Here is a 12,626-nt window from a genome sequence, read left to right as displayed (position 1 = left end):
TCTTACCATTGCTGTCGGCAAATGTCAACAGCTTTTTTTCATTTTTTTGCATCTTTTTATCGAATCCTGCGGCGATATAGAAGAAGACCCCGGAGAAACGGCATAAAAACACCGTTTCTCCGGGGTCTTCAGTTGACTTTAAAAAGGAATCGCTCCCTTTAAAATCGAGATCACCGGGTTATTTTCCACCATAAACTGAAGCAGAGAGCTTGACTGCATCCATTGGCTGTACTCCTGCTGTAGGCCTACATACTGGCAAAGGTAAATAGCAAACAGCAAAAAGGATACCACGATCACTCCCTTCGCGAATCCCAGAACCCCTCCGAACAGATGATTAAACCATCCGATCACAGGAAGATCCCCAAACTTACTGATAATACCGACTAATATAGAAAACAAAATCTTAAGCACAACCACGATCAGCGCAAAAGCAATAAAATATGCAAGCTGATCTGTCAGTATATTTTGTTTCGAATTCATAAACATCTTTATGACGTACTGCTTTATGGTATCTGCGGTTGAATAGGCAATAGCAAATGTCAAAAGCCATGTAGCCAAGAGGAGCAGGGATTTTAGAAATCCCCTTTTAAACCCTCTGATCGTATCAAATATCAAGATCAGCAGTAATACAATTAAAATAATCTGTCCCATAATATCACCATCTATCGTAATCTAACTAACTGTGTTTTATCTTCAAATGTAATTAAGTATCGTTCCGCCTTGCCCGTAGGGGCCATAGACTGAATCCTCTTTTTAAAATTCTGCTGATACATCTCATGACCTGCAAAATTAATCATTGAACAATGATAGTTTCCAACAAACAGAACGCCGTCATTACCCAGGTACACATCGGAGAACTCCGTCTTGATCTCCTTCTCCATAACCATTTTGCCGGACCGGTTATATGCTTGTACCAGGTACTGTTCCTTGGAAGACTTCTTTTTGTTCTCAAGGACCAGCGCAAAATGAGAGTCATCCGCAGCCACACTTTTGATCCTTGAATCTATTATAATCTCTTTTTGTTTCGAAGGTGTGTCCTTTGTGTTAAAAATAATTGTCTTATTATCTCCGATGGCACACACTGTATTCTGGCCCATAAACTGAATCTTAGGAATGACCGTATCCTTAAAATCAAATCCTGCCAGAAGCCTGTCTTCTTTTTCCTGTCCTTTTTCTCCGAAATCATAAAATGCTACCCGGTTCTTCGTCTGCAGTCCGTCCACTACCAGATAGCTGACGGCGAGCATTTTACCGTCATCTGACAGATCAATATCCAGAGGATAACCATTTTCGTCCACTGTGGTCTTGATCGTCACCAGCTTCTTTTGAGAAGCATCATAGAGTTCTATATAATTTTCATCGTCCCCCTGCAATATAGCAGCGATCACGCCCTGTTCCGCCACTTCCACATCGCTGATCGCATATGAGGTAGAAAATCTTTTTACTTTTCCGCTACTGTCATATAGAAGAATCTCATTTCCATTCTTGTATGCAACCACGATGTAATCACCGCAGTATGTAACAATCGGATTCTTAATGGAATAAGCTTTTTCCCATATTGTTTTTCCGTCCCCGTCAATAAATGATATGCCGTCTTCATTATAGCTAATGGAACCGCTCTTATACGCAAAGAACTTTGTTGTGGAATCTACATGCTTTGCGATGACTTTTTCTGTCTTAAGCGAATGGTACGTTCTATACCGGTATGCCAGAAAGATCGCCAGCAGTACTACACAAAAAATACCCAAAAGAATCCATCTCTGTTTTTTCCGGATCTGCTTTTTCCGGATAGAATTCTGCATTGCTTCCCTGCTGTTTGTATAAAGAGAAAATCCTGATTTTATCCTGTGGTCCATAGTAAAACCTCTGTATTTTTAATTAACATTATCAATTTCACGCTTTATTATACATGATTTCACTTTGTTATACTAGGAATAATTAGTTTCTGTCCCGGATAGATATTTTCCTTCGGCCCAATCCGGTTGGCATCCAGAATCTTATACATATACTTTCTGGTACCGTACATCTTACGAGAAATTGAAACCAGGCTGTCCCCTTTTTTTACAACATAAGTCTGGCTGCGGCTGACCGTCTGTGTAGATTTCTGTGTTGCCGTAGTGGCAGAAGCCGCGGTGGTAGCCGATGCAGCCGTCCTGGTACTAGCTGATGTTTTTTTATTCTGCTCCGTCGTGGTTCCTGTCTCTGAGCCGCCCGCCTCCTGAGTATCCGCCGGGAGCTGTTTGGTTGTTGTCCCTGATCCCTTGTTTTCTTCATCCATGGAAACATTATCTTTGACTCCTCTTCCCATGGTTTCCACTGCGCCGTGGATCGCATCACCAAAAGAAGAACCATTGTCCAGTCTGGAGTAATAAAACATTCCCCCTGCCAGGATCAAAACCAGAAGCATAGCCGCGCTGGATGAAAACCGCTTCATCCTATCTTTTGTCTTGCTGCTCTTCTGCTTTTCCTGGACGATCGTGCGGAATTGCCGAACAATCTTTTCATCCCGTTTTGCCTCCAGCATATTCTCATATGACACAACTTCCTTGAGCTTCTGGTTCCTCTCGATCAGATACTCCTGCATCATCGGGTTTTTTTCATAATATATGTAATAACCGCTCTGCCGCACAAGATCTTGTCCGCGGTAAACATAAAAAGCATCCTCTCCCTCCAGATGGTCTGTCATATATAGAACCTTACCATCCCCCGGGAAGTTTTCAAAATGCGTCTTCTTGATCTTGTCATTGAGCCGCACTGAGAATCCCATTCTGGAAAGCGCCCATCCAATGACATCAAGATCCGGGAAAAACCTTTCTTTCTTCTGGTAGATTTCCCTCCATACCTTATCATCGAATACAGTCTCGTCCAAATCCAACTCTATATTCTGCCCCTCAACAGCACCTCTGATAAATATCACAGTTTCATTATCAATACTTTTCTTTTCTCCAAATAATATGGCCCCTCTTACAAAAGTGTTCTTGTCCGTCGTCAATGCTTTTAAAAATGTAACTACAAAGTCTTCGATATAAACCTTTGTGGTTCCTACAGGCCCGCCGATCTGTCTGATGTTCTTCGGCAACTGATTTTCTGCTCTCACGAAAAAGCCTCCCTTTCCTCTTTAATACCAAAGACTTTATCACAGTATTTTCAATTTTTTTATCAAAGGGCGTCGACAGAAGAAAATAATTTTCTCCCTCTTTGGAGACGGAAACTTCTAAAACACAGTGTGTCCTGGGGGAGTTTTTTTATAAATTTCATCTATTCTCTAACGAACTGCCAGTAAGCCTGAACGAATATACGCGCGAAGGGTATAAAATGCGGTGTGCCCTGTGGGTATACCTTATCGTGCGGAGCACGCTCACCCGAAGGGTATAAAATACGGTGTGCCCTGTGGGTATACTTTTTTTATTTATGTATAAACTATATGGAGCGTCTTATCAGGCGGAAATGTTATTTAAGAAATGATTGGAGAACGCAATGCGCATTTCAGACCGAATATCCTATTTTAATCCAAAAAGCAGGGAGGCAGGGACCTTGCTGCAGGCGGATTTGATCCGCAGGATTCAAATACAAAAAAATGACAGCCAGCCAGTGGTGGTCCTCTGTGTAGGTACGGACCGTGCTACCGGTGACTGTCTTGGACCCCTTGTAGGGCACCAGTTGATGGCATCTTCTTATTATAAAGTTTTCGGAACTCTGTCTCAGCCTGTCCACGCAGGGAATCTGGCTCAGACAATGACTGACATCTACCACACTTACAAAGAACCTTTTGTGATCGCTGTTGATGCCTGCCTAGGCTCTATCGACCACGTAGGCTTTGTGACAGTGTCATCCATGCCTCTGTTTCCGGGACAGGGTGTGGATAAGGAGCTTCCTCCTGTGGGGGACATCTCCATTACAGGCATTGTAAATTATACGTCAGAAGCAAATTTTAATACAATACAGACCACAAGGCTTCACACCGTCATGGAGCTGTCCTCTTATATTGCATGTGGAGTAGAAGACTCTGTCCGGTATTTTGCGAAACACGCTGCTACAACTTAGCGCACTCACATATCCAGCTTCATGTCTCCCTGTTTGATAATCCCCATACGCCTCATCCCTTCTGATATAAAGTAGGTTAAAAGCGCCGGGGCAATAATATGCATGCCAATGATCATAACCGCTGTGGAAGCCGGAGAACCCCCGCCGGCTACCATGGTTTTATAACCCATGATCTGCCCTACCAGCCCAGCTGTGCCCATGCCAGAGCCGATTGCATTGTTTGTCATCTTTAATACTATAGTAGAAACCGGACCAAGAATCGCGCTGGTGAGGATCGGCGGAATCCAGATCCACGGCTTCCTGACGATGTTCGGAACCTGAAGCATGGAGGTCCCAATCCCTTGAGCAATCAAACCTCCCACTTTATTCTCCCGGAAGCTTGCCACTGCAAATCCTATCATCTGCGCACTGCATCCTACAGCCGCAGCTCCGGCGGCAATTCCAGAAAGATTCAATATCACACCCAAGGCTGCTGAACTAATCGGCAGAGTGAGTGCCATTCCCATCAGTACAGAAACTACAATCCCCATAAGAAACGGCTGCTGTTCAGTCCCCCACCGAATCAAATCTCCCAGACGTGCCATGAGCTGGCTGATCCATGGTCCCAAAAATAATCCCACAGCACCGCCAGTCAAAATGGTAGTGAGAGGTGTCAGCAGAATATCAAGCTGAGTTCTGCCTGAAATCAGGCGCCCCAGTTCAATCCCTACATAAGCAGCCAGAAAGGCACCCAGAGGTTCACCCGGGCCTGATAAGGCAACTGCACCCTTGACCACCAGGGTCCCGGCCACGATCTTAGACGCATAGGCGCCGATCATACCAGCAACGGCTGCTGAGACCGTCACTAATACAGGTTCCTGAAACCTTGAAGCAACCCCGACTCCAATACCTGCCCCTGTGAGAATCTTTGCAGCTGCCGCGCCTGTAACGAGAAGCTGTCCGATATTTCCACCCGCTAAAACTCCCACCTGCTCCAATATGGTGCCGATGATCAGGGTTGCGAATAGTCCCTGCGCCATCCCGGACAATCCATCAATAAAGAACCGTTTTAATATCTTCATATGTTAATCTCCTCTATTATTCTTCGTTTAAAGTCATTTTAAATCATTTTCCCTTTTACTACAATATTGACTGTTTTATATTTATCTTCTATTATACATAATATATATAGAAAGAAAGCAGGTAAACTTATGTTCCGAATGTGGGGGAAACTAATGAAAAGTAACCGGCTGCTGAAAGACACTGTGATCAGTGTGGAGGATGCCGGTTTAAACCGTACCCGAAAGGTGTACAAGGCACTTGAAGACATTTGTTATGAATTTGACCTACCGAAGCCCCTCTGGTTAGAAGCAAACAAACATGAATTTATATCACACGATAAAACAAGGTTTTATCATGACAGTTTTATAGAAGATATCAACTTCGATTTTCTAGAAATTCAGGTCATCGAAGAAGATGAAAGCCTTTAGAATATTTCTACGGGCTTTTTTTGTACAAGCTTTACAAAATCAGGAAACATATCTATAATGAGAGATATAGATATAGAGATACAAACCATGAACGGGGGAAGAGGGAGAGAATGGAAATGATACGCCGGAAGAATAAACCTCCTACGAAGAGCGCTGTTGACTATATTGAATTGCTCTACAACAAGTATGCATCAAAGTTGAAGTTCGTAGCGAAACAGTATATTCATGATGACACCTTGGCTGAAGATGTACTACAAAATGTTTTCGAGAAAGCTTTGCTTTATTCTGAAAAGATTATGGAATTACCAGAAGATAAGGCATTTACATTTCTTTATGTCATAGTTCGCAACACTGCATATGACATGATCAAGGTTGAGAGCAGAAATAATCACGAAGAACTGACTTACGAGGATGGCGAAGATTCAGAACATTTAATTGATCCGAACGACCACTATCTGGAATTTATAGACTTGAAAGTAATGAGAGACAAGATTGAAAAGCTGCCGACGAATCAGCAAACTGTACTAATCTTGCACTATTACTACGGATTCAGTTTTCTGGAAATAGCTACACTTTTACAAATCTCGGAACTGGCTGCAAAGAAACGGTGCAGTCTAGCCCGCAGTTCCTTACGTGCTCTATATGAGAAGGAGGGATTGAGTTATGAGTACAAAAGATAAAAAAGACAGAAATGAAGAATTGTTTGACCATATGATTAAATATGGTACAAGCGAATGGGCTGACGACATCTCTCCTGACGATATTCCGGAAGAAGATCTGTCTAATCAACTAAACCAAAAAATGGGCACGATGTTCGCGTCCGCGCGAAAAAAAGCAAACAGAAAACGCCGTTTTGTCACCGCACGAAGAGTTGCTGCTGTATTTTTAGTTTTCCTTACAATGGCATCTATTACTGTGATGAGTGTAGAAGCTTTTAGGGTTCCGGTTTTGAACTTTATATTTAAAAGCAATAAAGATAATAATAGCCTAACCGAAATAGAACCTACAACTAAAGATCCTGACTTTACTTTTAAATATATACCATCAGGATATCATTTTGTCAAAAAGACCGTCGCAGAAAACAATTCTTATTTTATGTATGAATATAAAGACAATAATGATAATTGGATTTCTATAGAATTAAATTCTGACATATCATCAAAAAATTATTCTGCTATCGATAAAACAGATTATGTTCAGTTTGTAAACAACCATACCAGTTATTATTTCTTACAAGGTGAAAGCAAACAGTTACTTTGGTATCAAAATAAATTTATACATAAAATCAGTTCTAGTCTTTCAAAAGACGAATTATTAAAAATTGCTGTTAACATTAAATACAAACAATAAATATTTTATACTAATCACTAGCTATAAAGTCCTTTAGGCCAAATAAATTTGACCTAAAGGATTTTTTTAATACCTAATTATGTTAGCTAAATTCTGTTCTTTAATTTTCTCTCCTGATTTTTATTAAACCTATTTATTAGATAGCGCTATACAGTTCACCTTTTCATTCTTTTCTCGGTTTTACAAGTAGTAAGGATAAAAAGGAGGAATAATGAAAAGACTATCTATTAATTTGGTTTGCGCTGTTTTTCTCGTCACTTTTATTTTAGGTTCATCTTCAAATACAAATCGCGTTTTCGCATCTGAAGTGAACCCACCAATTACTACATCAAATTTCATTACTGTAATTACACCCCAAACACTTTTTCCTTTTAGTTATAGTAAAAATACTGATCTTGCAAGCGCTAGTACAAATGTAACAATAAGCAAAGGTAGAGCATATTTTTACACAGGTGCCGTTCCAATAAAAGGAAGCTATTATACCACTATTACAATGAAACTACAAATTTATAAAGGCGGGTCTTGGAAGACTATTAAATCTGGAAGCGCAAAAGGAAAAGGTTCTCAAATGTTTTCCAACCATTATTATGTATACAAAGGTTATAAATACAGGGGAAAAAGTACTATTAAGATTTATAAATCAAAAGGTGGAAGCCTATTACATCAAAAGACCCTTACGACAAGCACTAGAAAATATTAAGAAAAAAATCCTTACTATAAATAAAAAGAGACGAAATTCTTCGTCTTTTTTTATTAAAAAAAGTTCACCTTTTTGTTCTAAAAACAGTTTCTATTATAGAGGGATATTTTTCAGCCATTATTCCTGAGAACATATTAACTATTTAATTATTTTTAAGAAAGGAAAACCATCCAAATCACAAACCATTCTAAAATATTGGTTAAGCAGGTGTGGAAACCTGCTTTAATGGCTGGATTCATCCCTCTTGCTGATTCTTTAAGGTTACTAGTGCCTTTAGACTTAGTAGGCAGGATGGCCAATGTATTCATGATAACATTGGCCCTTCTGCATTTTTATAATAAACTTTCAAAACACTATCACTTTTTCCATATTATTTCAGTTTCTATTATAAGAGGGCATTGACAACAGATTGTGACTATTTCGTTGGACCTCATTCTCTCTCTCATAAAAAATGGCCAATGAAGTCTTTGCAATCTGTTGTCAATGCTCTTTTCCAAAAAATAAAAGGACAGAAACCTCATTCATTTTGGTTTTTGTCCTTTTATCTATTTAATTGAATAAATCAAATCCAAAGCTTCATTAACAGTGAGATATCCTACAATATGTATCTGATATTTATGAATATTTCCAAGTATAGACAAGGATTCTTTACCTTTATATATATAGAATTTACCCCCCTCATAATTTACTACTTTAATCTTCCTTCTTTTTTCTGCAAAGTACACTCGTGTATTTCCATCCTGACCACTACAATCTTCCACTACATAATAGAAATTCTTATTTCCTTTCTTATAGGTTGCAAGTGAAGCTCCTACTTCTGTTCCTAAAACCTCTATAGTAAGCTCCTCTAATTTCCAACCTTTAGGACTTTTTCTGGGATACACGACTCTGCCATTACTAATTTCATCTACTTCATTCCACGAAGTAACCTTTTTATTTTGAAATTCTCCGTTCTGTCCATTTTCCTGAGACTCAGCATAATTCTTTATCTTCATTAAAATATCAAAAATCGATTCTCCATCTGAATCATGAACGTTAATGTCTACTACTGTTGCTTCTTCCTTGATTTGATCGAAATAATGAAAGATAGATTTTCCTGTAATCGCATAACAAATAACTTGTGCTGATATAATAAACACAAGAACAAATATAGCCGCTTTTGCCGCAATAGAGAGATACTTTTTCTTTCTTCTGCTCTTTTGTTCATTTCTTCTTTTTAAATGCTCACAGTAAAACTCTCCCCGTTCCAACCGCTGCTCGTATTCCAGTGGATTGATACATTCTAAAATATGTTCAATGTGATTAAGTTTTTCATGATCTGGTTCCAGCTTCAGGAATTCTGTCATCCATTCCAGTTCCCATCGTTTCTTTACAAATCGCCTCATCTTTTGTACCCATTCCTAGTTAAATTTGATTAGTTTTACTATTATAACAGAAGATAACAGAGGTATAAAACACATAGTGCTTTTTATATAGCCTCTATGGCTTTGAGCAACAGCCAACCCACGAGGGCAATTCCCAAAAGTTCTGCTGTATACAAAATAATGACTTTACGTTCTTTGAATGATTTACATGTAAGGAAGCAGATAACAATAACAAAAGTACAAAATACAGCGAGTAAAACAGCGAATAGAGAAAATTCCAAATGAAAGGCTATTTCAGCCACATGACATACAGCACTTAACAAAGCGAAAACTACAAGCAGCATAACGTAATTTTTCTTTTTTTCAAATTCCTTCTCTGTTTCTAGCATTTTGTCATTAATCAGTGGTTCCCCTCCTTTCTTACCATCATGTCCGCTTGCGTTCCCAAATCTCTCTCTCTATCTTCTCCTTTGTCCCGTCCGATACATCATCTTCCTGAATATCTTCCGAATGGATTTCCTCCACAAGCTCTTTGATTGCCTCTTCCATGATCTCTTCAAAGCTTTTCTTCTTCATTATATGACCCCTTTCAAAATAATTATAGATTACACTTCTATGTCCTCTAAAATCCCCTATAGGTGTCACATAATTTAATATTTTATTTTCAGCCAAACATGACAAATATAAACAGCTGTTTCCTGGCTTTCCTTCGGATTCTGGCCAGCTTTGATTTTACCGCCTGATCCGTACTTTTCCGAAACGCTGCCAATTCATTTAAAGAAAAACCTTTGATATAAAAATCATAAAACAGTTTATATTCATCCTCTGTCAGTATATTCTTCAGGTCTGTTGTCAGCAGCCCGCTGTAGTCATCCTCAAACTTTTTATTCAGCGCAAACAAATTTTCATCTGTCAGTATCTCGTTGATCTTATGTTTCCGTTCAAACACATGATAAGTTTTATACTTTGCAGTCTGCTTTAACCACCCGATGGGATTTTCATGCTCCGAAAGTACTTCAATCTTCTCAAAAGCAGTGAGATATACCTCCTGCAGGACATCATAGGCCTCCTGATGGTCCCAGTAGAATACCCCTTTCATATACTTGAGCATCTCATCATAGCTTTCGTTGTATAGTCTTTCAAATACCTGTTCTCTTGCTGTGCGATCCATGTTGTCTCCCCGTCTTTGATCTATTATAATATGTCGTTTCTTTACAGAATAACAAAAACTATCTATAAAAGCAAAAACAGCATATGGCATAACTCTTAAGGCTATGCCATATGCTGATCTCTTCTTCTTACAGACGGCTTTTCTTCCGTCTACGTTACTTATGGACAATCATAGTATATGAATTAAGCGTTTACTCGGCTCCCTCTTCCGGCTGTGTTGCGTCTACATCTCCAAGTCTCATGGCTTCATACTGTTCCAAGATCATGGACTGGATTGTATTTCTCGTTGCCGAATTGATTGGATGGGCAATATCACGGTATTCCCCATCGGCAGCTTTGCGGCTTGGCATTGCGATAAACAGTCCCTTTTCTCCTTCAATGACTTTGATATCATGTACCACAAATTCATTGTCAATGGTAATAGAAACGACTGCTTTCATTTTCCCTTCTTTTGCTACTTGTCTGATACGTACATCTGTAATTTGCATGTTGTCTTCCTCCTAGTTTTCAATAATATAGCTGATAATCTGTTATGCGGGCGCTCTTTTCTGTCTCCTTCCCATTTCACACCGCAAAATAAACCCACTCTCGACACGTTCCGCTCATACTATGATTCCCACGGTAAACATCCATACTCTAAAACAAAGCACCTGCTGTCTTCCAAACTTCAAATAGGAAGTCAGTCCTGATGCTTGTGCAGGGATCAACATCGTACATGCTATCTTATATAATCTTTATTATAGCATCTCCATCGTGAATTGTGAACAAATTTTATGATATATCTTCACTAAAATTATTATATTTTACTATTATGAAATACAAAAAGCGACCTATTCCCCATCAATGTGTACACCTTTTTCTGCTGAAACTCCTTATTCTCATTTCCTTCCTTGCAACTTGTTTTTTTGTGCACTATAATAGAAAAAACACAATTTATAAATTCACAGAAAGGTTAGGAATTCCTATGTATCAGATAGATTTCAAGAAACCAATTCATATTCATTTTATGGGGATCGGAGGCATCAGCATGAGCGGTCTGGCCGAAATTCTCCTCCAGGAAGGATTCACTGTTTCCGGCTCCGATATCCGTTCTTCCGACATGACAGAGAAACTGAGCTCCATGGGTGCTAAGATCTTAATGGGACAAGTCGCAGAAAATATCACCGATGATATTGATCTGGTAGTTTACACGGCGGCTATCCATCCGGAGAATGAAGAATACAAAGCCGCTGTCTCAAAAGGCATTCCGCTGATGAAACGCGCAACCTTACTTGGTCAGATGATGCATAATTACAAGAATGCCGTTGCAGTATCAGGAACTCACGGCAAGACTACCACGACTTCTATGCTCTCCCACATCCTGCTGGCAGGAGATACGGACCCAACCATCACAGTCGGAGGAATCCTGGATATCATTGACGGCAATATCCGAGTGGGTCATTCCAATGTTTTTGTCACCGAAGCCTGCGAATATACAAACAGTTTTCTTGAATTTTTTCCGAAGATCAGCGTAATCTTAAATATAGAAGAAGACCATATGGACTTCTTCCATGATATTGACGAGATCAGGGAATCTTTTAAGAAATTTGCCCATAGACTGCCGGAGGACGGTCTCCTTGTGCTGAATGGAGAGATCGATGACATTTCCTATATCGTAGACGGTCTAAAAGCTGGGTATGTGACTTATGGTATTGACAATGACAATTTTACCTATACTGCTAAAAATATTTCTTATGATTCAATGGGACACGGCCACTTTGACTTGTATAAAGAAGGCTCTTTTGTGGATTCTTTGTCATTAAACGTGAATGGACTGCATAATATTAATAATGCGCTTTCAGCTGTGGCTGTAGCTGATTTCCTGGATCTTCCTATGGAAACTGTAAAAGCAGGGCTCCTGACCTTCTCCGGTGCCAAGCGGCGATTTGAGTATAAGGGGACCTGTCAGGGATTTACCGTGATTGATGATTATGCACACCATCCCACCGAGATCAGTGCAACACTGAATGCATGCAGAAATTATCCCCATGAAGATCTGTGGTGCGTCTTCCAGCCTCATACCTATACAAGAACTAATGCATTTCTGGATGACTTTGCCCAGGCACTAAGCAAGTGTGACCATGTCATCATCACCGATATTTATGCAGCCAGGGAAAAAGACACTGGACTGGTCCACGCAAAGGATCTGGCGGAAAAAATCAAGGATTTTGGTACAGACGTTCGATATATTAAGGATTTTCAAGAGATAGAAAAATTTATTTTAAAAAATTGCAAAAAAAATGATTTGTTGATAACTATGGGGGCCGGAAATGTTGATTCTATCGGCAATGAGTTGGTAAAGAAATAGTTATCCACGTTATCCACAGGGTTATACACAATTGTGTATAACTTTTCCTGTGGATTTTTCTTTATTTTTTCCACAGACAGATTTTTTAGATAAGGCTTGTCTTTCTGCGGATCCTATTTAGTTATCCACGTTATCCACAGTTTCCACAATTATTCTGTGGATTACTCTGTGAAAAGTGCGGC

The 12,626-nt window shown here is 39.6% G+C and carries 14 protein-coding genes; 6 read left to right on the top strand and 8 right to left on the bottom strand.

The annotated features are described in order from the left end of the window. Positions 1–138: 138 nt before the first annotated feature. Genes AR1Y2_RS00455 through AR1Y2_RS00445 form a run of 3 tightly spaced genes read right to left on the bottom strand, consistent with a single transcriptional unit; the run spans position 139 to position 3,097 of the window. Positions 139–651, bottom strand: coding sequence for a CvpA family protein (locus tag AR1Y2_RS00455; RefSeq protein WP_137327200.1), 513 nt, complete (start codon positions 649–651; stop codon positions 139–141). An 11-nt stretch (positions 652–662) separates the two neighbouring features. Further along, the gene (locus tag AR1Y2_RS00450; RefSeq protein ID WP_137327199.1) at positions 663–1,856 is read right to left on the bottom strand and encodes a DUF5711 family protein; all 1,194 of its coding nucleotides are present in this window, start codon (positions 1,854–1,856) and stop codon (positions 663–665) included. 59 nt (positions 1,857–1,915) lie between these two features. After that, positions 1,916–3,097 carry a LysM peptidoglycan-binding domain-containing protein gene (locus tag AR1Y2_RS00445; RefSeq protein ID WP_137327198.1) on the bottom strand — a complete coding sequence of 394 codons (1,182 nt, stop codon included), beginning with the start codon at positions 3,095–3,097 and terminating at the stop codon, positions 1,916–1,918. Between the two features lie 380 nt (positions 3,098–3,477). On the opposite strand from AR1Y2_RS00445, the gene yyaC reads away from it, so the two are divergent. After that, positions 3,478–4,044, top strand: a complete 567-nt coding sequence (yyaC, locus tag AR1Y2_RS00440; RefSeq protein ID WP_137327197.1) for a spore protease YyaC — start codon at positions 3,478–3,480, stop codon at positions 4,042–4,044. A 5-nt stretch (positions 4,045–4,049) separates the two neighbouring features. Here yyaC and AR1Y2_RS00435 read toward each other — a convergent pair whose 3' ends face one another. Then, positions 4,050–5,105, bottom strand: a complete 1,056-nt coding sequence (locus AR1Y2_RS00435; RefSeq protein ID WP_137327196.1) for a PTS transporter subunit IIC — start codon at positions 5,103–5,105, stop codon at positions 4,050–4,052. A gap of 129 nt (positions 5,106–5,234) precedes the next feature. On the opposite strand from AR1Y2_RS00435, the gene AR1Y2_RS00430 reads away from it, so the two are divergent. From AR1Y2_RS00430 to AR1Y2_RS00415, 4 genes are all read left to right on the top strand, one after another. After that, on the top strand, positions 5,235–5,513 hold the full coding sequence (locus tag AR1Y2_RS00430; RefSeq protein WP_137327195.1) for a hypothetical protein: 279 nt from the start codon (positions 5,235–5,237) through the stop codon (positions 5,511–5,513). A gap of 110 nt (positions 5,514–5,623) precedes the next feature. Then, on the top strand, positions 5,624–6,193 hold the full coding sequence (locus tag AR1Y2_RS00425) for an RNA polymerase sigma factor (RefSeq protein WP_137327194.1): 570 nt from the start codon (positions 5,624–5,626) through the stop codon (positions 6,191–6,193). Next, a complete protein-coding gene (locus tag AR1Y2_RS00420) occupies positions 6,177–6,863 on the top strand; it encodes a DUF4367 domain-containing protein (protein WP_137327193.1) in 687 nt (228 codons plus the stop codon). Before AR1Y2_RS00425 ends, AR1Y2_RS00420 begins: the two co-directional genes overlap by 17 nt. A 211-nt stretch (positions 6,864–7,074) precedes the next feature. Continuing rightward, on the top strand, positions 7,075–7,563 hold the full coding sequence (locus tag AR1Y2_RS00415; RefSeq protein WP_137327192.1) for a hypothetical protein: 489 nt from the start codon (positions 7,075–7,077) through the stop codon (positions 7,561–7,563). A 545-nt stretch (positions 7,564–8,108) separates the two neighbouring features. Here the strand turns inward: AR1Y2_RS00415 and AR1Y2_RS00410 are convergent. The 4 genes from AR1Y2_RS00410 to spoVG all read right to left on the bottom strand — a co-directional run bounded on the left by AR1Y2_RS00410 (position 8,109) and on the right by spoVG (position 10,585). After that, the gene (locus AR1Y2_RS00410) at positions 8,109–8,948 is read right to left on the bottom strand and encodes a hypothetical protein (protein ID WP_137327191.1); all 840 of its coding nucleotides are present in this window, start codon (positions 8,946–8,948) and stop codon (positions 8,109–8,111) included. Positions 8,949–9,353: 405 nt separating this feature from the next. Next, entirely contained in the window at positions 9,354–9,503 is a 150-nt protein-coding gene (locus tag AR1Y2_RS17655) for a hypothetical protein (protein WP_175403545.1), read from the bottom strand. Positions 9,504–9,591: 88 nt separating this feature from the next. Beyond that, positions 9,592–10,098, bottom strand: coding sequence for an RNA polymerase sigma factor (locus AR1Y2_RS00405; protein WP_137327190.1), 507 nt, complete (start codon positions 10,096–10,098; stop codon positions 9,592–9,594). A gap of 190 nt (positions 10,099–10,288) precedes the next feature. Then, entirely contained in the window at positions 10,289–10,585 is a 297-nt protein-coding gene (spoVG, locus tag AR1Y2_RS00400; protein WP_137327189.1) for a septation regulator SpoVG, read from the bottom strand. A gap of 476 nt (positions 10,586–11,061) precedes the next feature. Here spoVG and murC point away from each other — a divergent pair, with 476 nt between their 5' ends. Continuing rightward, the gene (murC, locus tag AR1Y2_RS00390; RefSeq protein WP_137327188.1) at positions 11,062–12,444 is read left to right on the top strand and encodes a UDP-N-acetylmuramate--L-alanine ligase; all 1,383 of its coding nucleotides are present in this window, start codon (positions 11,062–11,064) and stop codon (positions 12,442–12,444) included. Positions 12,445–12,626 lie beyond the last annotated feature (182 nt).

Source organism: Anaerostipes rhamnosivorans, from assembly GCF_005280655.1.
Taxonomy (GTDB): Bacteria; Bacillota; Clostridia; order Lachnospirales; family Lachnospiraceae; genus Anaerostipes; species Anaerostipes rhamnosivorans.
This window is presented reverse-complemented; position numbering and strand designations above follow the sequence as displayed.